This window comes from Microbacterium sp. zg-B185 (assembly GCF_030246885.1).
Lineage (GTDB): Bacteria > Actinomycetota > Actinomycetes > Actinomycetales > Microbacteriaceae > Microbacterium.
Window position 1 is genome coordinate 1,294,649 of record NZ_CP126739.1, and the last position, 20,150, is coordinate 1,314,798.

21 protein-coding genes and 1 tRNA gene are annotated in these 20,150 nt (G+C 70.9%); 15 read left to right on the plus strand and 7 right to left on the minus strand.

The features are described from left to right. Nucleotides 1-17 precede the first annotated feature (17 nt). The 3 genes from QNO12_RS17015 (at nucleotide 18) to QNO12_RS06145 (ending at nucleotide 3,560) form a co-directional block, all read left to right on the plus strand. Nucleotides 18-1,673, plus strand: a complete 1,656-nt coding sequence (locus QNO12_RS17015; protein WP_308495356.1) for an ABC transporter ATP-binding protein — start codon at nucleotides 18-20, stop codon at nucleotides 1,671-1,673. Next, nucleotides 1,649-3,220: a hypothetical protein gene (locus QNO12_RS06140; RefSeq protein ID WP_257501874.1), complete on the plus strand. Its 1,572-nt coding sequence runs from the start codon at nucleotides 1,649-1,651 to the stop codon at nucleotides 3,218-3,220. Before QNO12_RS17015 ends, QNO12_RS06140 begins: the two co-directional genes overlap by 25 nt. Before the next feature lie 73 nt (nucleotides 3,221-3,293). Further along, nucleotides 3,294-3,560 carry a DUF3039 domain-containing protein gene (locus QNO12_RS06145; protein ID WP_257501875.1) on the plus strand — a complete coding sequence of 89 codons (267 nt, stop codon included), beginning with the start codon at nucleotides 3,294-3,296 and terminating at the stop codon, nucleotides 3,558-3,560. A gap of 30 nt (nucleotides 3,561-3,590) precedes the next feature. On the opposite strand, the gene QNO12_RS06150 is transcribed toward QNO12_RS06145, so the two are convergent. Next, complete coding sequence (locus QNO12_RS06150; RefSeq protein WP_257501876.1) at nucleotides 3,591-4,931, minus strand: nicotinate phosphoribosyltransferase; 1,341 nt, start codon at nucleotides 4,929-4,931, stop codon at nucleotides 3,591-3,593. 115 nt (nucleotides 4,932-5,046) lie between these two features. Between QNO12_RS06150 and murI the strand changes: the two genes are divergently transcribed. The 4 genes from murI (at nucleotide 5,047) to QNO12_RS06170 (ending at nucleotide 8,409) form a co-directional block, all read left to right on the plus strand. Further along, the gene (gene murI / locus QNO12_RS06155) at nucleotides 5,047-5,871 is read left to right on the plus strand and encodes a glutamate racemase (RefSeq protein ID WP_257501877.1); all 825 of its coding nucleotides are present in this window, start codon (nucleotides 5,047-5,049) and stop codon (nucleotides 5,869-5,871) included. 91 nt (nucleotides 5,872-5,962) lie between these two features. Further along, nucleotides 5,963-6,706, plus strand: a complete 744-nt coding sequence (gene rph / locus QNO12_RS06160; protein WP_257501878.1) for a ribonuclease PH — start codon at nucleotides 5,963-5,965, stop codon at nucleotides 6,704-6,706. Between the two features lie 11 nt (nucleotides 6,707-6,717). Beyond that, nucleotides 6,718-7,335 carry an RdgB/HAM1 family non-canonical purine NTP pyrophosphatase gene (rdgB, locus tag QNO12_RS06165; RefSeq protein ID WP_257501879.1) on the plus strand — a complete coding sequence of 206 codons (618 nt, stop codon included), beginning with the start codon at nucleotides 6,718-6,720 and terminating at the stop codon, nucleotides 7,333-7,335. A gap of 165 nt (nucleotides 7,336-7,500) precedes the next feature. Further along, a complete protein-coding gene (locus QNO12_RS06170; RefSeq protein WP_257501880.1) occupies nucleotides 7,501-8,409 on the plus strand; it encodes a cation diffusion facilitator family transporter in 909 nt (302 codons plus the stop codon). Between the two features lie 197 nt (nucleotides 8,410-8,606). Here the strand turns inward: QNO12_RS06170 and QNO12_RS06175 are convergent, their stop codons facing one another. Continuing rightward, entirely contained in the window at nucleotides 8,607-11,162 is a 2,556-nt protein-coding gene (locus QNO12_RS06175; RefSeq protein WP_257501881.1) for an ATP-dependent DNA ligase, read from the minus strand. A gap of 351 nt (nucleotides 11,163-11,513) precedes the next feature. Between QNO12_RS06175 and ku the strand changes: the two genes are divergently transcribed. Then, a complete protein-coding gene (ku, locus tag QNO12_RS06180; protein ID WP_257501882.1) occupies nucleotides 11,514-12,509 on the plus strand; it encodes a non-homologous end joining protein Ku in 996 nt (331 codons plus the stop codon). A 24-nt stretch (nucleotides 12,510-12,533) separates the two neighbouring features. Here the strand turns inward: ku and QNO12_RS06185 are convergent, their stop codons facing one another. From QNO12_RS06185 to QNO12_RS06195, 3 genes are all read right to left on the minus strand, one after another. Continuing rightward, nucleotides 12,534-13,304, minus strand: a complete 771-nt coding sequence (locus tag QNO12_RS06185) for a DedA family protein (RefSeq protein ID WP_257501943.1) — start codon at nucleotides 13,302-13,304, stop codon at nucleotides 12,534-12,536. A gap of 75 nt (nucleotides 13,305-13,379) precedes the next feature. After that, nucleotides 13,380-13,461, minus strand: a tRNA-Leu gene (locus QNO12_RS06190). Between the two features lie 155 nt (nucleotides 13,462-13,616). Beyond that, a complete protein-coding gene (locus QNO12_RS06195) occupies nucleotides 13,617-13,835 on the minus strand; it encodes a PLDc N-terminal domain-containing protein (RefSeq protein ID WP_257501883.1) in 219 nt (72 codons plus the stop codon). 155 nt (nucleotides 13,836-13,990) lie between these two features. Here QNO12_RS06195 and QNO12_RS06200 point away from each other — a divergent pair, with 155 nt between their 5' ends. The 7 genes from QNO12_RS06200 to QNO12_RS06230 are packed head-to-tail and all read left to right on the plus strand — an operon-like array spanning nucleotide 13,991 to nucleotide 18,461. After that, a complete protein-coding gene (locus tag QNO12_RS06200; protein ID WP_257501884.1) occupies nucleotides 13,991-15,148 on the plus strand; it encodes a TadA family conjugal transfer-associated ATPase in 1,158 nt (385 codons plus the stop codon). Next, nucleotides 15,145-16,002, plus strand: a complete 858-nt coding sequence (locus tag QNO12_RS06205; protein WP_257501885.1) for a type II secretion system F family protein — start codon at nucleotides 15,145-15,147, stop codon at nucleotides 16,000-16,002. Before QNO12_RS06200 ends, QNO12_RS06205 begins: the two co-directional genes overlap by 4 nt. Further along, the gene (locus tag QNO12_RS06210; RefSeq protein ID WP_257501886.1) at nucleotides 15,990-16,931 is read left to right on the plus strand and encodes a type II secretion system F family protein; all 942 of its coding nucleotides are present in this window, start codon (nucleotides 15,990-15,992) and stop codon (nucleotides 16,929-16,931) included. Before QNO12_RS06205 ends, QNO12_RS06210 begins: the two co-directional genes overlap by 13 nt. Before the next feature lie 18 nt (nucleotides 16,932-16,949). Then, entirely contained in the window at nucleotides 16,950-17,153 is a 204-nt protein-coding gene (locus QNO12_RS06215; protein WP_257501887.1) for a hypothetical protein, read from the plus strand. Nucleotides 17,154-17,201: 48 nt separating this feature from the next. Beyond that, nucleotides 17,202-17,582: a TadE/TadG family type IV pilus assembly protein gene (locus tag QNO12_RS06220; RefSeq protein ID WP_306820627.1), complete on the plus strand. Its 381-nt coding sequence runs from the start codon at nucleotides 17,202-17,204 to the stop codon at nucleotides 17,580-17,582. After that, on the plus strand, nucleotides 17,557-18,012 hold the full coding sequence (locus tag QNO12_RS06225; protein WP_257501889.1) for a TadE family protein: 456 nt from the start codon (nucleotides 17,557-17,559) through the stop codon (nucleotides 18,010-18,012). The genes QNO12_RS06220 and QNO12_RS06225 overlap by 26 nt, the downstream gene beginning before the upstream one ends. Continuing rightward, a complete protein-coding gene (locus QNO12_RS06230; protein ID WP_306820596.1) occupies nucleotides 18,009-18,461 on the plus strand; it encodes a pilus assembly protein TadG-related protein in 453 nt (150 codons plus the stop codon). The genes QNO12_RS06225 and QNO12_RS06230 overlap by 4 nt, the downstream gene beginning before the upstream one ends. On the opposite strand, the gene QNO12_RS06235 is transcribed toward QNO12_RS06230, so the two are convergent. Then, nucleotides 18,458-18,868: a hypothetical protein gene (locus QNO12_RS06235; RefSeq protein WP_285178335.1), complete on the minus strand. Its 411-nt coding sequence runs from the start codon at nucleotides 18,866-18,868 to the stop codon at nucleotides 18,458-18,460. The genes QNO12_RS06230 and QNO12_RS06235 overlap by 4 nt on opposite strands. A 47-nt stretch (nucleotides 18,869-18,915) precedes the next feature. Beyond that, nucleotides 18,916-20,142, minus strand: coding sequence for an MFS transporter (locus QNO12_RS06240; RefSeq protein ID WP_257501945.1), 1,227 nt, complete (start codon nucleotides 20,140-20,142; stop codon nucleotides 18,916-18,918). Nucleotides 20,143-20,150 lie beyond the last annotated feature (8 nt).

The following is a 20,150-nucleotide window of genomic DNA, read 5'->3' on the forward strand; positions in this document are numbered from 1 at the left end:
CTTGGTAGGTTGTATCGGTGACAGCCCCGCTGCCTCTGCCGCAAGACGCCCATCCGAACCTCTCGGATGGCGAACCCGGTGGCGCGCGCGGCCAGGTCAGAAAGCTTCCGCCCAAACCCGACGTGCCCGCCGATGTCGCGGCGGCGCAGGCCCAACCCCGGCCCACCCCGAAACGACCATCGGGTAGGACCACGGCCAAGAAGGCACCGCGCAGGAAACCGACTCCCGCTCCGGGACCGCCGCCGCCGCTGCCGCAGGATCTGTTGCTGCCGCCGGATCTGCCGCTGCCGCCGGATCTGCCGCCGCCGCCGGATCTGCCGCTGCCGCCGGATCTGCCGCCGCCGCCGGATCTGCCGCCGCCGCCGGATTTCATCGTCCCGCCGCGTCCTCCGCTCCCGCCCCCGACCACACCGGATGAGGCTGAGCTCGAAGCGCCGGAGCGTGCCGGGGCGCCGGAGTCCGTTGCCGAGACGGCCGAGCCCGCGGAGGCGGTCGCCGAGCCAGCAGTCGCCGTGCCGCCCGAAACGACGCCCGAGCCCGTGGCTCAGACGGCCGAGCCTGCGGTGGCTGTGCCGCCCGAAACAACGACCGAGCCCGAGCCTGAGCCCGTGGCTGAGGCGATTGCGGCTGCGGTGGCTGCGCCGGCGGAGACGACCGAGTCCCTGGCCGACACGACGACCGAGTCCCTGGCCGACACGACGACCGAGTCCCTGGCCGAGGCGACCGCCGATCCTGCGGTGGCTCCGCCGGCCGGACCCGGTGCGCCGGGTACGGATGAGCCGTCCGGGCTGCCTGCCGAGGTGCCGCCCGCGGATGCCGACGCGCCGATCGTCGTGGCCCTGGACCGGGCGTACGTCCGCCCGCCGACCATCGCCGCGCCGGACGCGTCGGTGACGGCATCCGTCGATGCGGGCACCGCTGCGCTGGTGGTCAAGGGGATCACCAAGAGCTTCGGCGATACCCGTGCCGTGGACGGCATCGATCTGACCGTTCCCGCCGGAATCTTCTACGGACTGGTCGGACCGAACGGCGCCGGCAAGACCACCACGCTGTCGATGATCGCCGGACTGCTGCGCGCTGACCGCGGGAGCATCCTCGTGAACGGAATCGACGCGGCATCCGACCCGATCGGCGCGAAGCGGCAGATGGGGGTGCTGCCCGATCGGCTGCGCACGTTCGACCGTCTCACCGGGCGGCAGCTGCTGCGTTACTACGGGCTGCTGCGCGGACTGCCGTCAGCCGTCGTCGAGAGCAGAACCGCCGACCTGGCGCGTGCCTTCGACCTGTCCGGCGCCCTCGGTCGTGCCGTCTCGGACTATTCGGCGGGAATGGTCAAGAAGGTGATGCTCGCGGGCGCCCTGATCCACTCTCCGCGGGTCCTGGTCCTGGATGAGCCGTTCGAGTCGGTGGATCCGGTCTCCAGCGCGATCATCCTCGACATCCTCTCCGCTTACGTCGCACACGGCGGAACGGTCATCCTCTCCAGCCATGGGATGGAGCTGGTCGAGCGAGTCTGCGGCCGACTGGCGGTCATCGTCGCCGGCCAGGTGCTGGCCGAGGGGACCGTGGACGAGGTGCGCGGCGAGCTCACGCTCGAACAGCGCTTCATCGAGCTCGCGGGCGGTCTGAGCGACGTGGAGGGCCTGGAGTGGCTGCACACGTTCTCCGACTGAGGATCGCTCTTCTGCTGGGTGCCCTGCGCGGCGACTCCGCGCTCGTGACCCGGGTGCTGCTGGGACTGCTGCTGCTGGCGATGTCCGCGGTGACCGTGTGCTGGGCGATTCTCACGCTGCGGGATGCGCGCACCGAGGAGCTGCTCGCCGTCACGGTACTCGGCGGGTCCGCCGTCACACTCGGGTTCGCGCTGGCCCCCCTGATCGCCGGCGCGACGGATCCGCTGGATCCTCGCCGGTTCGTGGTCCTCGGCCTGCCCGCCGGCAGGCTGGCGGCTGTCCTCGGCATCGCCGGGTTGCTCAGCGTGCCCACGCTCGTCCTGGTGGCCGTGGCGGTGTGCGCGGCCGTCGTGTGGGCCGAGCGCGGCGTTCCCGGGTGGGCCGCGGGCCTCGGCGTCGTGCTGGGTGTTGCCACGTGCGTGCTGCTCGCGCGGGTGTGCATGGCGCTGACGGCCCTGTTCTCGCGCGGGCGGCGTTCACGTGAACTGGCCGGAGTGTTTGCCCTCGTCGTCCTGGTGGTCGCCGTACCGGTGGCCGTGTTCCTGGGCTCGCTGGAGTGGCGCGGCCAGGTCCCGCCGCAGCTGGCGGAGGCCGTCTCGATCCTGGCGCTGACACCGCTGGGAGCGGCGTGGGCCCTGCCCGGGGCGCTCGCGCAGCAGCAGACCGGCGCGGCCGGCGCGATCGTGCTCATCGCTGCGGGCACCCTTCTCGCCCTCGGCTTGATCTGGTTCCTGCTTGTCAGACGACTGCTTTCCACCACGGACCGGCCGGTGAGTGTGCACGTGCGCGGCGGGCTGGGCTGGTTCGCCGTCGCTCCCCGAACCGCCGGTGGAGCGATCGCCGCACGGAGCCTGATCTATTGGCTGCGCGACCTCCGCTACGTCGTGAACATCGCCGTCATCCCGGTCGCGGCGGTCCTGACCACGGTCCCGCTGCTGATCGCGGGTGTCCCTCCGCAGATCGTGGCGCTGGTACCGGTCCCCATCATCGCGCTGTTCCTCGGCTGGTTCCCGCACAATGACGTCGCCTACGACTCCACGGCGATCTGGATGCACATCGCGAGCGGCATCCGCGGAGTATCCGATCGGGTGGGGCGGCTGGTCCCCGTGCTGCTGATCGGCATCCCCCTGCTGGCGATCGGCGTCCCGATCGCCGTCGCCCTGAACGGTCGCTGGGCTCTGCTGCCGGCGATGGCCGGCGTCTGTGCCGCTCTGTTCCTGACCGGCCTGGGACTGTCGAGCATCTCCTCGGTCGCCGCGCCGTACGCGGTCTCACGGCCCGGAGAGAGCCCGTTCCAGCAACCCCAGCGGGTGGGCGCGGGCGGCGCCATCGCGCAGGCGGTGGTCATGCTGGGCGGAGTCGTACTCAGCGCCCCGGCGCTGTGGTGGGCATGGCTGGCGCTGAACGGCGACCCGGAGGCGGCGACGCTCGCGTTGTGGGGCGGCCTGGCGATCGGAGCGGTCGTGCTGATCGTCGGCATCGCGATCGGATCCGCTGTCTTCCGGCAGCGCGGCGGCCGGCTCATGGAGTTCGCGGAATCCGTGTGAGAACACCCCCGCCGGGACGGCCGGCGCCTCGCCCGGCCCCTCGCGTTCTGTCAGCGCGATACACTGACTGACCATGAGCACCCCCCTCGACACCCCGGATCAGGGTGGCACCGCGACCCTAGATCGAGAACTCGAAGAGCTCATCCGGGAAGAGAACCTGGAACCCGGCGATCACGAGCGCTTCTCGCATTATGTGAAGAAGGAGAAGATCCTCGAATCGGCGATCACGGGCAAGCCGGTCCGCGCGCTGTGCGGCAAGAAGTGGACGCCCGGACGCGATCCGGAGAAGTTCCCGGTGTGCCCGACGTGCAAGGAGATCTACGAGTCGCTCGTCGGCTGATCGCCGGTCCTGTTCCCCCCGCGGGGCAGCTCACGAGCCGGCGTCGACGAAGACGGTCGGGATCGCCGGATCCGACCGGCTCAGCGCGAGCCCCCGCACCGGAAGCTCGTGCCGTGCGCGGACGTGATGCGCACGCGCGGCTTCGACGCCGGGGTGGCCCTGGTACGCGGCATCCGGTTCCCCCTCCACCATGAGCTGAACCTGCAGCGGCCGCGCTCCGGGGTGGTCGGCCGCCGTGTCGACCTGCTCGAACCCGTCCGAGACCGCCACGACCTCGGCGGTCGCGACACCGTCCTGCAGTGCGCGGAACGCCGCCTTGCGGCCGCCCATCGAGCTCTTGTCGGCCGAGGACTTCGCCACCGCGACCCACGACCCGTCGGATGCCTGCCGCGCGACGAGCTTGTAGACCATGCCGGCGGTCGGCGTGCCCGAGCCGGTGACCACGGAGGTGCCCACTCCGTACGAGTCGACGGGGGATGCCGCCAACGCGGCGATCGCGAATTCGTCCAGGTCGCTGGTGACGGTGATCTTCGTGGCTGTCGCCCCGAGCTGATCGAGATGCGCCCGGACCTGAGCGGCGACGGTGGGAAGGTCGCCCGAGTCGATCCGCACGCCGCCGAGGCCGGTGCCGGCGACCCGCACGGCGGCCGCCACGCCCTGCCGGATGTCGTAGGTGTCGATCAGCACGGTGGTGTCCACGCCGAGAGCCTCGATCTGAGAGCGGAACGCGTCCTCCTCGCTGTCGTGCAGGAGCGTCCAGGCATGTGCGGCGGTGCCCATCGTCGGGATGCCCCAGCGCCGGCCGGCCTCCAGGTTGCTGGTTGCGCCGAACCCGGTGATGTACGCGGCGCGAGCCGCGGCGATCGCGGATTCCTCGCCGGCGCGACGGGAGCCCATCTCCGACAGAGGACGCTCCCCGGCGGCGATGCTCATCCGCGCGGCGGCGGTCGCGATGGCAGAGTCGTGGTTCAGCACGCTGAGTGCGAGCGTCTCCAGCACGACCGCCTCGGCGAACGTGCCCTCGATGGTGAGGATCGGGGAGCCGGGGAAGTACAGCTCGCCTTCCCGGTAGCCCGTGATCGAACCGCGGAAGCGGAAGCCGGCGAGGAATTCGAGCGTCGCGGCATCCACCACCCGTTCGTCGCGGAGGAATCGCAGCTCGTCGTCGCCGAAGCGAAAATCCTGGATCAGTGAGAGCAGGCGACCGGTGCCGGCCACGACACCGAACCGCCGTCCCGCAGACAGGCGCCTGCCGAACAGCTCGAAGACGCAGCGTCGCTGCGCGGTGCCGTCGCGGAGTGCCGCGTCGAGCATCGTCAACTCGTACCGGTCGGTGTGCAGGGCAGTGCTCCGCGGGAAGGGCGCGCTCATGCGCTCAGCCTACTGAGACCGGAACCGGCGCATTCGCCGGTTCCGCGGCGTTCTGGGCGATCGCGACCGCGCGGACGAGGTCGCGCCGACTGCAGCGCGGGTAGGCTGGGCTCTCGTGAACGACGCGCCGATCGGCATCTTCGACTCCGGGGTCGGCGGACTCACCGTGGCGCGGGCGATCTCCGCCCAGCTGCCACGCGAGTCGCTGCTGTACATCGGAGACACCGCCCGCTCGCCATACGGGCCGAAGCCGATCGCCGACGTGCGACGCTATTCGCTGGAGATCCTCGACACGCTGGTCGAACAGGGCGTGAAGATGCTCGTGATCGCCTGCAACACCGCGTCCGCAGCGATGCTCCGCGACGCGCGCGAGCGCTACGACGTACCGGTGGTCGAGGTCATCGGCCCCGCTGTCCGCACCGCGATGTCCACGACCCGCAACGGCCGCATCGGCGTCATCGGCACCGCCGGCACCATCAGTTCGGGCGCCTATCAGGACATGCTCGAAGTCAACGAGCGCCTCACCGTCTTCGCGGAGGCGTGCCCTCGCTTCGTGGAGTTCGTTGAGGCGGGCATCACCGACTCGCCCGAGGTGCTCGCGGTGGCTGAGGAGTACCTGGCGCCGCTGCGGCACGCCGGCGTCGACACGCTCGTCCTCGGGTGCACGCACTACCCCTTTCTGGAGGGCGCCATCAGCTACGTCATGGGACCGGACGTGTCCCTGGTCTCCAGCGACACTGAGACCGCGAAGGACGTCTACCGCCAGCTCGTGAGCCGGGACCTGCTCTCCGGTGCGAATGCCGCCTCCCGCCACGTGTACGAGGCCACCGGCGACTCCGCCGACGAATTCCTCAGTCTCGCCCACCGCCTGATGGGCCGCGAGATCAGCGAAGTGCAGCTGGTCCACACCGGTGCCATCGACCTGCCCGCGGGGCGCTGAGGCGCCTTGCCCCGATCCGTGTCCCGATCGTGCAGCCGACACGCCGTGTCAGCGGTGTGAGAGTGGGACACCAACAGAAGAAGAGAGACTCATGACCGACATCATCCGCGCCGACGGCCGCAGCGTCGACCAGCTGCGCCCCATCACGATCGAGCGCGGCTGGAGCAGCCACGCCGAAGGTTCGGCGCTCATCTCGTTCGGCGAGACGAAGGTGCTGTGCACCGCGTCGTTCACCAACGGCGTGCCGCGCTGGCTCACCGGCAAGGGCAAGGGATGGGTCACGGCCGAGTACGCGATGCTGCCCCGCGCCACGAACAGTCGCAACGACCGGGAGAGCGTGAAGGGCCGCATCGGCGGACGCACTCACGAGATCTCGCGGCTCATCGGCCGCGCTCTGCGCGCGGTGGTGGACACCAAGGCCCTCGGCGAGAACACCATCGTCATCGACTGCGACGTGCTGCAGGCCGACGGCGGAACCCGCACGGCTGCGATCACCGGCGCCTATGTCGCCCTGGCCGACGCGATCGAGTGGGGCCGGGCGAAGAAGTTCATCGCCCAGAAGGCGACCCCGCTCGTCGACTCGGTCTCGGGGGTGTCCGTCGGGATCATCGATGGCGAGCCGATGCTGGACCTGGCCTACGTGGAGGACGTCCGCGCCGAGACCGACATGAACCTCGTGGTGACCGGCCGCGGGCTGTTCGTCGAGGTGCAGGGGACCGCCGAGGGTGCCCCGTTCGACAAGCGCGAACTCGACGCGCTCCTCGAGCTCGGCCTGGCCGGCTGCGCGGACCTCCGTGACCTGCAGGTCGCCGCGCTGGCAGCTGCCGCGGAGTAGGGACCTCGGACATGGATGCCGCACGCAGGGCGATCGTGCTGGCCACGCACAACGCGCACAAGGTCGAAGAGTTCCGTGCGATCGTCGCCGCGACCCGCCCGGACCTCGACGTGATCGGATACGACGGACCTGAGCCGGTCGAGGACGGTGTGACCTTCGCCGAGAACGCGCTGATCAAAGCCCGCGCAGCCGCCGCTCACACCGGACTGCCGGCGGTGGCGGACGACTCCGGCATCTGCGTCGAGGTCCTGGGCGGGGCTCCGGGGGTCTTCTCGGCGTACTGGGCAGGGCATGCGAAGGATGCTGCGGCCAACGTGAGCCTGCTGCTGGACCAGCTCTCCGACATCCGCGACCCGCATCGCACGGCCACCTTCGTCTCGACCATCGCACTCGTGATCCCGGGGGACGGCGGCGCCGCTGTGCACGTCGTCGAGGGACGGTGGCCCGGGCGGCTGGCAGAGTCGGCGTCCGGCGAGGGCGGCTTCGGGTACGACCCGATCTTCATTCCCGACGGGCAGCCCGAAGGGACCGAACGCACGGTCGCGGATTGGAGCGCAGAGGAGAAGAACGCGGCATCCCATCGCGCACGCGCATTCCGCGAGCTCGCACCGCTGCTGTCGTCTCTCTGACGAACCGGTCTAGCCCGGTCTGCACCCGCTCTGCGCCCGGTCACGGCGAGACCTGCGCAGGCACCGGGCCGGCCGCGGCGCCGTCCGTCGCTATCGAGAACCGGACTCATTCCCGACTAGCCCGGAATCGCTCGGGTGACCGCCCGGCGGTCGTAGCCTGAGGGTATGCACGACCACGCTCCCGGCATCCGCGGCACCGGCAACCGCCGGCTGCTGGGGATCTCACTGGCCATCACCGCCGTGGTGATGGTCGTGCAGATCGTCGGGGCGGCGCTGTCGGGATCGCTGGCGCTGCTGGCGGATGCGGCGCACATGTTCACGGATGCCGCGGCGCTGGTGATCGCGCTCATCGCGAGCATCGTGGCGGCGCGTCCGGCGACGGACCGCCGGACCTTCGGATTCCAGCGCGCCGAGGTGTTCGGGGCGCTCGCAAACGGGGTGATCCTCATCGTCCTGTCGGTGTGGGTGGCCGTCGAGGGCGTCCAGCGGCTGATGAACCCGAGCGACGTGGCGGTCGCCGGCGGGCTGATGCTCGTCGTGGCGATCGTCGGCCTGGTCGCGAACGCGGTGGCGATGTGGCTGCTCAGCGCCGCGCAGCGGACGAGCATCAACGTGCGCGGAGCCTATCTGGAGGTGATGGGCGATCTGATCGGATCCGCGGCGGTGATCGTCGCGGCCATCCTCATCGTCACGACCGGGTGGATCCAAGCCGATGCGATCGCGTCGCTGTTCATCGCGGCGATGATCATCCCGCGCGCCGTGTCGCTCCTGCGTGAGGTGGTCTCGGTACTGAGCGAGTCCACTCCGAAGGGGATGCACGTCACGGAGATCCGCGACCACATCCTCGCCACGCCCGGAGTGGTGGACTGCCACGACGTGCATGTGTGGCAGCTCACCAGGGGCGCGCCGGTGTTCACGGCGCACGTCGTCGTGGACGACGAGGCGCTCGCGGACGGCCGCGCGGGCGCGATCCTGCAGCGACTGCAGTCGTGCTTGGACGAGCATTTCGACGTCGAGCACTCGACGTTCCAGCTGGAGCCCGCCGGCCACGTCGAGCACGACGCGCACGCCTGACACCCCCGGCGTCCAGGGCCGGCCGCACCGGCCTGTTCGCCTGTCGGGTTCGGCGGCGGCGCTCGGCGTGTTGTGACAGGGGAGCGGGGAGGGTTGGTGGACCGGCCTATTCGCCTGTCGCGTTCTGCGGCGGCGCTCGGCGTGTTGTGACGGGGGAGCGGGGCGACGCGAGCGGCGCGGGACGACAGCCGCGGGGGCTAGGACTCGCGCACCACGTCCGCGGGGGACTTGTCCGGCCGAAGGCCGCGCCACCGGGAGTGGCGCAGGATGCCCCCGGGCGTGAACTCGCCGAACTCGACCTCGCCGACCAGTTCCGGCCGCAGCCATTGGACACCGCGGGCCTCCGGCCCGGGCACCCCGACCAGCGGGTTCTCGTCGGTGTGCAGCGGCGCGAACGTGCGCATCAGCGAGCGCAGCGTCGCGTCGCTGAACCCGGTGCCCACGCGTCCCGCATACTGCAGTCCGTCCGCCCCGGGGATGCCCAGCAGCAGCGATCCGAAGGTGTGCGCGCGTCCCCCCTGCCCCGGGCGGATGCCGGCCAGCACGACCTCCTGCGTGCGGGTCAGCTTCACCTTCAGCCACGACTCGCTCCGGATGCCGCGCCGGTACGTGGACGCGGGGTCCTTGACCACCACGCCCTCCAGGTCCAGCCGACGGCTGGTCGCCAGGGCGATCTCCACGTCATCGAAGACGGGAGGAACGACCAGCGGGGCGGACGCGCCTCCGGCGAGCTCCTCGAGGATCCGTCGACGCTCCCGCAGCGGCCGCGGCGTGACATCCAGGCCGTGGGCGCCGAGCACGTCGAAGAGGTAGTACTGCACCGGTGTCCGCTTCGCCTCCCGCGCGACGTCGCCGGCGCGCTGCAGGTTCATCCGCGTCTGCAGCAGCGGAAAGCTCGGTCGCCCCCGTTCGTCGATCGCCACGATCTCACCGTCGACGATCGCCGGCTCGGCGCCCAGACCCACGTCCGCACCGGTGACCTCGGGGTACTTCATCGTGATGTCGTTGCCGCTGCGGGCGAACAGCGTCAGCCGGCTGCCGTCCCACACTCCGACGGCCCGGATGCCGTCCCACTTCGCCTCGGCCCAGGCCGGGTCGCCCCACCGACGCGCCGCGAGGGTCGCGCGCTCCGCGGTCGCGCCGGTCGACAGCATGGGGCGCAGGGACTCCGGGTCCGGGGGCCAGGCCAGCGGCACGTCGCCGGCCTGGTCCGGCTGCGCAGACGCTGAGCTTCGCGTGGCCGGGCGCCGCGGCATCCGTGGTTCGTCCGCCTGTGCCGAAGCCTCGACGGGCACGCCGTCGGGCTGAAGCTGCCCGTCGGCATCGGTCTTCATCCGGTGCAGGAGCCAGCTGGATTTCTCGCCTGCGCCCTCGGTGCGGATCAGCGCGAGGCGGACGCGCCCGAGGGGGCCCCCGGGGCGCCCCTGCAGAGTCGCGATGATCTCGTCGTCGCGCCACTTCTCCAGCTCGTACCTGCCGTCGTCCCAGATGGTGACACTCCCGCCGCCGTATTCACCGGCGGGGATGGTGCCCTCGAAGGACGCGTAGTCCATGGGATGGTCCTCGGTCATGATGGCGAGGTTGTTGCGCTTGTACGAGTGCGGCACCCCGCGCGGGACCGCCCAGCTGACCAGCACCCCGTCCCGCTCCAAGCGGAAGTCCCAGTGCAGCGCCGTCGCGTGGTGCTCCTGGATGACGAAGACCGGCAGGTCACCGGGTGGGCTCGATTCCGCGGCGGGACTGGACGGCACCGGCTCAGGGGTCTTGCCCGCGGTCCGCTTGGCGATGTACGTGCTCAGCGGCCCCTCGTCCACGGTGCGCCCGCCGGCGTGATAGCCCAGTTCGGACAGCGGGTCGCCGATCCGCTCCACACGCTCGAGCACCTCCTCGAACGAAAGCTGGGCGAGATCGGGATCGTCCAGCTCGTCCCACGTGCGCGGGGCGGCCACGTTCGGCCACGCCCGGCCGCGCAGCGAATACGGGGCGATCGTGGTCTTCGCGCCGTTGTTCTGGCTCCAATCGATCAGCACCCGGCCGCCGCGGATCGCCTTCTTCATGCTGCTGACGACCAGATCCGGATGATCCGCCTCGATCGCGCGTGCCAGCTCGTGCGCGATCGCGGACGCGGATTCGCTGCTCTGCCCGGGCGGCAGCGCCGAGTACAGCTGGATCCCTTTACTGCCGCTGGTCACCGGCAGCGGCTCCAGCCCCATGTGGCCGAGGATCTCCCGCGCCCACCGCGCGACCTCCGCGCACTCCGCCAGCCCGACACCGGGGCCGGGGTCGAGGTCAAGGACGAGGCGATCGGCATCCCCCCGGGCTCCGTCCGGAGTGAAGCGCCACTGCGGGACGTGCAGCTCCAGGCTGGCCACCTGGGCGAGGTAGACCAGGGTGGGCACGTCGCTGACCAGCGGATAGTCCTTCGGCCCGCCGGAATGGGGGATCGGCAGACGGCGCACCCACTCCGGCGCGCCCGGCTCCAGGTCCTTGGCGAAGAACGCCTGCCCGGGATGATCCTCGGTGCCCACGCCGTCCGGCCAGCGTTTGCGGGTGACCGGGCGGCCGATCACGTGCGGGATCATCGTCGGGCCGATCCGGGTGTAGTAGTCGATCACCTCGCCCTTGGTCGTCCCGGTCTCGGGGTAGAGCACCTTGTCGAGGTTCGTGATGCGCAGGCGGCGGCCGCCGATGCTCACGAGCTGGTCGTTCGCACCGCGCGTCTGCGGTCGGCGCTTCGCCGCGGCATCCCCCATGCCTTCATCCTGCCGCCAACGCGGGTGCGTCCGCAGGATTCGCACGCGGAGGGCCCCGATAGATCACGCCGACCAGCACGGCGGCGGCGCCGGTCGCCACGGCCGCGACCGGCAAGGTCGCCACCAGTGCCGCGCAGATCCGCCAGAGCCACCGTCGCGGTCACCACCGCTCCGACCGATGAAGACCGCATCGCCCGTCCCGAGGCGCCTGGCCAGTGCTGGGGGAGGCGATACGAGCCGACTTTACGACCGCGCGGCCGGCCGTGGCGAGCCCCGCGCACAGATCCCCGGCGAGCGCAAGCGCACAAGCTCGACTAGCCGGGACGGGTGTGGCAGGTGTGTACTGGTGCGATGAGAGCGATCTGGAAGGGTGCATTGACGTTCGGACTCGTGAATGTCCCGGTCAAGGTGTACTCCGCGACCGAAGACCATGACGTGGCGCTGCATCAGGTGCACAACAAAGACGGGGGCCGCATCCGCTATCAGCGGATCTGCGAGATCGACGGCGAAGTGGTCCCGTACTCGGACATCGACAAGGCGTACGACGACGGCGAGCGCACCGTGGTCCTGACCAAAGAAGACCTCGACTCCCTGCCGGCCGAGCGCAGCCGAGAGATCGACGTGGTCGAGTTCGTGCCGACCGAGCAGGTCGATCTGCTGACCTTGGATCGTGCGTACTACCTCGAGCCGGACTCCGCCTCGCCCAAGGCATACGTCCTCCTGCGCAAGACCCTCGAGCAGACCGATCGCACGGCGATCGTACGGTTCTCGCTGCGCCAGAAGACGCGGCTGGCGGCGCTGCGCGTCCGCGGGGACGTGCTCGTGCTGCAGACGCTGCTGTGGGCGGACGAGGTGCGCGAGGCCGCGTTCCCAGCGCTGGACGAGCCGGTGCGGATCTCGGCGAAGGAACTGGAGATGTCGGCATCCCTCGTGGAGAGCTTCGCGGCGGACTTCGATCCCGCCGAGTTCTCCGACGAGTACCAGGACGAGCTGCGCACCCTGATCGAGGCGAAGCTCGAGCAGGGCGATGCGCTGGACACGTCCGAGACGTTCGGCGAACAGGAGGAAGAGGCCAAGGGCGGCGAGGTCATCGACCTCATGGAGGCGCTGCGGGCCAGCGTCGAGCGCAGCCGCGCGGCGCGCTCGGGCGCCGGCGGAAAGGATTCCGGCGGGAAGGATGCCGGGGCCAAGGGCGCCGCGAAGGCTTCGGACACGGCATCCGCGAAGAAGGGCACGACGAAGAAGGCGCCGGCCAAGAGCACCGCGAAGACTTCGGCTGCCAAGAGTTCGACGGCCAAGACCGCGGCCAAGAAGACGCCGGCGAAGAAGGCGGCCAAGGCCTCCTGAACAGCGCCGGAAGGCAGCGAACGGCTACGGCTTGGGGGACCCGTCCTCGGCGTTCGGGTGCTCCGGGCCGCGTTCGAAGACCTCGGGGTCCAGGACCAGTTCGCGTGCCTCTTCGGGGTCGGTGATGATGTCGGCGCCCGCGGCTGCGAGCTTCTTCGCCTTGCGGCGCTCGCTGAAGTAGTGCCACAGGGTCACAAGCGCCGTGCCGCCGACGGCGATGAGCAGGATGATGTCGATGTACTCGGTGACCAGGTCGCGCACCCACGGGATGAACGCGATCAGGTAGCCCAGCATCGTCAGCCCGAAGCCCCACAGCATGGCGCCGATGAAGTTGTAGAGCGTGTACCGGCGCCACGGCATGTGGCCGACACCGGCCGCGACCGGGGCGAAGGTGCGAACGATCGGCACGAACCTGGCCAGGATGATCGTCAGCCCGCCGAACCGCTCGAAGAACGCGTTCGTCCGCTCCACGTTCTTGACGCTGAAGACTCCGGATTCCTTGCGTTCGAACACCGCCGGCCCGCCCTTGTGGCCGATGAGGTAGCCGACCTCGCCGCCGACGAACGCGGCCAGTGCGATCAGGAGGGAGACCGCCCAGATGTTGAGCCCGAAGATGTTGCTCGTGTTCGTCAGCAGACCCGCGATCACCAGGAGCGTGTCACCGGGGAGGAGGAAGCCGACGAGCAGCCCGGTCTCGGCGAAGACGATGAAGCACACCACCAGAAGTGCCCAGGGGCCGGCCGCCGCGATGATCGTTTCAGGGTCGAGCCAGGGGATGAGGGCGGTGGGGTGCAAGACGGTTCCCGTCGGTCGTTTCGGTCGGCGGTCAGCTGCGATGGCCACGGAGGGTGGATCGCGCGCGAATGCGCGTGCGGAAGGTGGGACTTGAACCCACACGCCCGGAGGCACAGGAACCTAAATCCTGCGTGTCTGCCAGTTTCACCACTCCCGCGGGTGCGATCAGTCTATCTGCGAGGCTCTGGGGCCGCTGGGGGGCCGGCCCCCGACCGGGCGGCCCGGCGGCCGGCAACCCGGCACAGCCGCTCGCCTGTCGCACACTGCTGTCCCGCTCGGCGTGTTGTGACAGGGGAGTCGGTGGACGGCGGCTCAGCGGCGGCTGCGGTGCACGAAGAAGTAGGCGGTGGGTCCGATCCAGTTGACCAGGATCACCGGGATCCACATCGGCTTGGGTCCGCGGATCTCGTCCTCGGAGCGATGCGCGAGATCCCAGAACGCGAGGAAGGCGTAGGCCGCCTGGATCACCCCCAGGATGCCGAGCGCAACGCGCCCTCCGGGCGTGATCTGCTTCTTGGTGAGCGTGGTCATGGTGCCCCTTTCGCTGGTCCTCCCATCCTGCCCCTCCGACGCACCGCTCGCATCCGCGAGGGACGAAATCGCTCGCACGGCCCGGGCCCGGCACTTCGCTCGCCTGCTGTGGATAACTTCTCCGGCGACCCTCCGGTGCTTGCGAGGATGCTCGCGTGACTCTCGCGTTCGCTCCCGCCGGAACCACCGCCGCCGTGGTGGCCGAGCGCGTGCGCGACCGGCTGCGGGCGGAACTGGCCGATCCCACGCGCGATCCGGAGCTGGCCGCGCGGATCGCCCGCGCGGAGGTGCGCCGCCACAACGACTTCGCCCTCGCCCGCGGGCTGGACCCCGTCGATGACGAGGCGTCGTGCGTGCGCGATGTGCTCGCCGCGGTCGCCGGGTACGGTCCGCTGCAGGCCTACCTCGACGATCCGACCGTCGAGGAGCTGTGGATCAACGCGCCGGACCGGATCTTCATCGCCCGCGAGGGCGTGGCCGAACGGGTGCCGCTGGCGCTGACGGATGCCGCCGTGCGCGACCTGGTGGAGCGGATGCTGCATGCCACCGGCCGCCGCGTCGACCTGAGCCAGCCGTTCGTGGACGCCTCGCTGCCCGACGGCAGCCGGCTGCACGTCGTGATCCCCGACATCACCCGCCGGCACTGGTCGGTCAACATCCGCAAGTTCCTGCCGGCCTACCGCGACCTGGACCGGCTCGTCGCGGCCGGCTCGATCGCGCCACCGGCCGCCCGGCTGCTGAGGCAGGCGATGGAGACGGGCCGCAGCATCCTCATCTCCGGAGCCACCCACGCCGGCAAGACGACGCTGCTGGCAGCGCTGATCGGGGCGTGTCCGCCGGAACACCGCATCGTGACCGTCGAGGAGACGTTCGAGCTGGCCGTGGACGCGCCGGACCTGGTCGCCCTGCAGGGCCGGCAGCCCAGCCTGGAAGGCACCGGCGAGGTGAGCCTGCGACGCCTGGTGAAGGAGGCGCTGCGCATGCGCCCCGACCGGCTGGTGGTCGGCGAGGTGCGCGATGCCGAAGCGCTCGACCTGCTGCTGGCGCTGAACACCGGCGTGCCGGGGGCGGCGACCATCCACGCCAACTCGGCGCGCGAGGCCCTCGCCAAACTCGCCGCGCTGCCCCTGCTGGCCGGGCGCAACATCGACTCGGGGTTCGTGCTGCCCGCGGTGGCGGCATCCGTGGATCTGGTCGCCCACTGCGAACGAGATGCGTCCGGCCGGCGCCGGGTCGTCGAACTGGTGGAGCCGGCCGGTGTGGCCGGCGGCACCGTCCAGGCCACGACGCTGTACCGCGCGGAGGCATCGTGACATTCGTCTGGGGCGCAGCACTGGCAGCCGGCATCCTGCTGGTCGTCTCGCCGTGGGTCTGGCCATCGCGTGCCGTCGCACCCACGCCCGCTGCACCCGGACACCTCGCTAGACTGCTCGAATCAGCCGGACTCCCGCGCGTCCCGCCGGCAGGTGCGATCGTGGCCTCGGCCGGCAGCGCGGCCGTCCTGGCCGCTGCCGCCTGGCTGTTCACTCAGGTCGGCGCCCTGACCCTGGTCGCCGGCGTCGTGGGGGCGCTGGCGCCGTTCGGGTGGCTGCGCGCACGACGCTCGCGCCTGCTGCGCTCCCGTCGCGCGCTGTGGCCTGACGTCTGCGACCTGCTGATCGCGTCGGTACGGGCCGGGATGTCGCTTCCGGATGCCGTCGCCAGCCTGGCCGAGTCCGCGCCCGCACCGCTGCGACCCCCGTTCGCCGCCTTCGCCCGCGACATCGCCGCATCCGGGCACTTCGACTCGAGCGCGCAGCTGCTCAAGCGCGCCCTCGCCGACCCGGTCGGCGATCGGATCGTGGAGACGCTGCGGATGGCCCGTCAGGTCGGCGGAACCGAGCTCACACCGGTTCTGCGTGCGCTCGCCGCGTCGGTCCGCGCGGACGCCGCCCTGCGTGCCGAGGTCGAATCGCGGCAGTCGTGGATCCGCGGCGCAGCGGTGCTCGGTGTGGCCGCGCCCTGGGTGATCCTCGCCCTGCTCGCGATGCGACCGGAGGGCGCGCGGGCCTACAGCAGCCCGGAGGGTGTCATCCTCATCCTGGCGGGGGCGGCGGTGTCCTTCGCGGCGTACCGCGTCATGCTGCGCATCGGCCGTCTGCCGGAGCCTCGGCGGTGGTTCGGGTGACCCCCGTGGGCGGCACCGACATCGCCTTCGCCATGGTGCTCGGCGGCGCCTTCGGCCTGGGGGTCTGCTTGCTCGTCTCCCTGGCGCCGCGGTGGGGAGCCCCCTCCCTTGCGCGACGCATTGCGCCGTACATCCGCGACGTCACGGATCCGCGCGGCCTCACCCCCGCCTTCGATGCGCGCTCCGCGGCCCTCGGCGAGCTGTGGCACGGGCTGCGGGACCGCGTGGCCCGTCTGGCCGGCGGGTCCGCCGCGCTTGACCGGCGTCTTCACCAGGCGGGGTGGACGATGGATGCCGCGGCCTTCCGCGGTCGGCAGCTGGGGTGGTCCATCGCAGGGATCGCTCTGGGCGGCGCGGGCGTGGTCGCTCTCGTCCTGCTGGGGCGCGCGTCCGGTGCGACCGTTCTGCTGCCACCCCTGACCGGCGTGATCGCCGCCGTCGCCTACGATGCCCGCCTCAGCCACGCCGCTCGGGTTCGCGTCGGGCGCATCCAGGAGGAGCTGCCCACGGTGCTGGAGTTCCTGGCGCTGTGCCTGTCGGCGGGTGAGGGGATCCTCGACTCGCTCCGGCGGGTGGGCACCGCCGGTGCCGGGGAGCTCGCCGCCGAGCTGCGCGGCGTAGTGCTGGCGGTCGGAACCGGTTCGCCGCTCTCCGAGGCGCTCAGTGCGCTGTCCGCCCGGCTGCAGACACCCGCACTCGCGCGCAGCATCGATCAGCTCGTCGCCGCGATCGACCGGGGTGCGCCGCTCGCGCACGTCCTGCATTCCCAGGCGCTCGACGCGCGTGAGGACGCCAAGCGCGCACTCATCGAACAGGCCGGGCGCAAAGAGATCTACATGCTCGTACCGCTCGTGTTCCTCATCCTTCCCCTGAGCGTGCTGTTCGCCGTCTTTCCGGGGATCTTCATGCTTCGACTCGGAATCGGCTGACGCCGGAAGGAGAACCCCATGATCCGCATCCCTCTCGAGCGCGTGGTGCACCGGCTGCGCGCCGTCGCGCAGGACGCGTACGACGATGAGACCGGTGACGTCCCCGGCTGGGTGCTCATCACGCTGATGACGGCCGGGCTGGTCGTCGTCATCTGGGCCCTGGCCGGTCCCGCGCTCGCCGACCTGTTCCAGCAGGCGATCGAGCGGGTGTCGGGCCTCTAGCCCGTGCACGCGCCCGGGGGAGTCGGCATCCGTCGCAGGTTCGCCGCGATGGTGGCGGACGAGCGCGGGTCGAGCCCCGTCGAGTTCGTCCTCGTCGGCACGCTGCTGACGCTGCTCACGCTGGGCGTCATCCAGTTCGGGCTGGTCGTATACGTCCGCAACGTCGTGCACGACGCCGCGGTCGAGGGCGCGTATCACGCTGCGCTGGCGGACACTGCGCTGGATGAGGGCATCCAGCGCACCCGGCAGATCGTGACCCGCACGGTCGGCGGAGAGTACGCCGCGGAGATCACAGTGCAGGAGTCCGGCGAACTCGGAGAGCCCACCGTGCGGATCAGCGTGCGGGCGCCGCTGCCGCTCGTCGGGCTGCTCGGCCCGCCCCGCATGATGGAGGTGACGGCGCATGCACCGCTGGAATCCTTCGAGTGAGAACGAGCGGGGATCGGCGGCGCTCGAGTTCATCCTCGTCGGAGTCGTGCTCCTCGTGCCCCTCGTGTACCTCGTCGTTTCGCTCGGTCTCATCCAAGGGCAGGCTCTCGGGGCTGAGGCCGGCGCGCGGCACATCGCTCGCGCCCTCTCGGTCGCAGAGGACGCGGACGCCGCGCGCGCCGGCGCTGACCGGATCCTGAGCTCGGTGGTGGATGAGTACGGACTGGATCCGGAATCGGTCCGCGTCGCACTGGAGTGCCGGCCGGCCGGCGCCACGTGCCCCGAAGCCGGCGCCACGCTCGTGGTGACCCTCACGACGAGCGTCACGCTTCCCCTGGTGCCGCCCGTGCTCGGACTCGACCGCTTCGCGGCTGTGCCGGTTCAGGCATCCGCTGTGCAGAAGGTGTCGCGCTTCTGGGAGCCGGAATGAGTGCGCGCCTGCGGGCCGTGCCGCTGTGGATGCCGCGGAGGGGAGTCGCCGGCGACGAGGGGAGCATCCTGATCCTGACCCTCGGCTACGCGCTTCTCGCGATCATGGTCGTGCTCGTCTGCGTGGACGCGACCAGCCTGTACCTGGCGCAGAAGCGGCTGGATGCGCTCGCTGACGCGGCCGCCCTGGCCGGAGCGGACGGGTTCACGTTCGTGGTCGAGGGGGAGGAGCCGAAGGCGGAACTGACCTCGGATGGGGTGCGCGAGCAGGCCGAGGCCGTCGTGGGCGAGCTGGGTGACGACGCTGTCGTGGTCGACGCGGGAACGCCGGATGGTGTCTCCGCGCGGGTGACGGTCGCCGGAACGTGGCGGCCGCCGGTCATCGCGCTGTTCGTGCCCGACGGCGTGGCGCTGGAGGCGACCGCGACCAGCCGGACGGCGCTGCGTTAGACCGTCTCGCTGCGCGGGACGGAGCCGGGCCGTGGTGCGCGCGTGGCACTGACGATTCCCAGGACCGGGATCGCCCAGATCGCGATGGAGACGACCAGCTCAACCACGACGACCGCGAACCCCGGAACGCCGATGCCCTGCCCGGTCGACTCCAGGGAGTCGGGCTGAACCAGCGACTCGGGCATCGGTGAGAGCACCGCCTGCAGCGCCGAGATCGTCCAGTGCGTGGCGCCGGCGACGTAGAGGATCCACGCGATCAGCGACCCCGCAGCGATCGCGACGGCGATGATGCCGCATGCCACCGCTGACCGCTCGCGCCGGATGATCCCGACGGCGATGCACCCGATGCCCAGAGCGACATACAGAGCAAGGAACACGAACAGCATGGCTTCCCCCTCCGCCGTCACGTCAGGCCCGAGTATAGGCGGGCACGCACGCGGACCGGCGTTTCAGCTCACTCCCGCACGCGCGGCACGAACCGGGGCACCCAGCGCACGAACGCAACCGCACCCAGCAGCGCCATGACGCCCACCGCGCCGGTGGCGATCGACAGCGACCAGACCGCCGTGATCCCGGACACGAGCAGCGGAGACAGCGCCCCACCCGCGTCGGTGAGTGTCCGCCACGAGCCGAGGAAGGGCGCCGGATCGGACTTCGGCGAGACGTCCGCCCCCAGTGTGAGCAGGATGCCGCTGGAGAGCCCGTTACCCACTCCGAGCACCGCGGCGAACATCGCGAACCACATCGCCGAGGAGTCCAGGTCGTGGGTGACGGCGAGGGCGAGGAAGCCCAGCCCCATCAGCACCATCGCCGGCAGCGCCGCCCAGAGGCGCCCGAAACGGTCCATCACCTGACCGCTGGCGTAGAAGAGTGCGAAATCGATCGCCCCCGAGATGCCCACGACCAGCGCGATGGTCTGCGCATCCAGTCCGATCGAGAAGCCCCAGAGCGGCAGCACGACCTGCCGTGCCGACCGGACGGCGGAGAGGGATGCCGCGGCCAGGCCGAGGCGGGACAGCACCGTGCGGAACCGCCACATCGTGCGGAAGACCCCCACTCGCTCGGACGTGGGGATCGAGCCGGTCACCGCCTCGCCGGTGTCCTCGGCCATCGAGGAGTCCGGATTCGGGCGGGTCTGGACGGCGACCTGCTTCTCCGGATCGGGGCCGAACAGGACCAGCAGCACCGTCGCGACCAGGCATCCGCCGAAGAACCAGATCGCCGCATGCTCGTCACCGAACAGTGCGAGCAGACCCGCCGCGACGAAGGGTCCGACGAACATGCCGAGCCGGAACGTTCCGCCCAGAACCGAGAGTGCACGCGCGCGGAACGCCAGCGGCACGCGGGTCGTCATGAACGAGTGCCGCGCGAGCCCGAACCCGGCCGCGCAGAAGCCGATGAGGAACACGGATGCCGCGAAGACGCCCAGGACCGGCGCGAACACCATGCCCACCACGCCGAGCAGTGACAGCGTCCCGGCGATCGCCATCGTCAGCCGCTCGCCGATGCGCGCCACCGCCCACCCCGCCGGCAGGTTGCCGCAGAGCTGACCGACCACCAGCGCCGATGCGACGAGGGCGGCCAGGGCGACATCTGCGCCGAGCCGCGCGGCGATGATCGGGATCAGCGGGATGACGGCGCCCTCACCGAGGGCGAACAGCACGGTGGGGCCGTAGATCATCGGCCCGA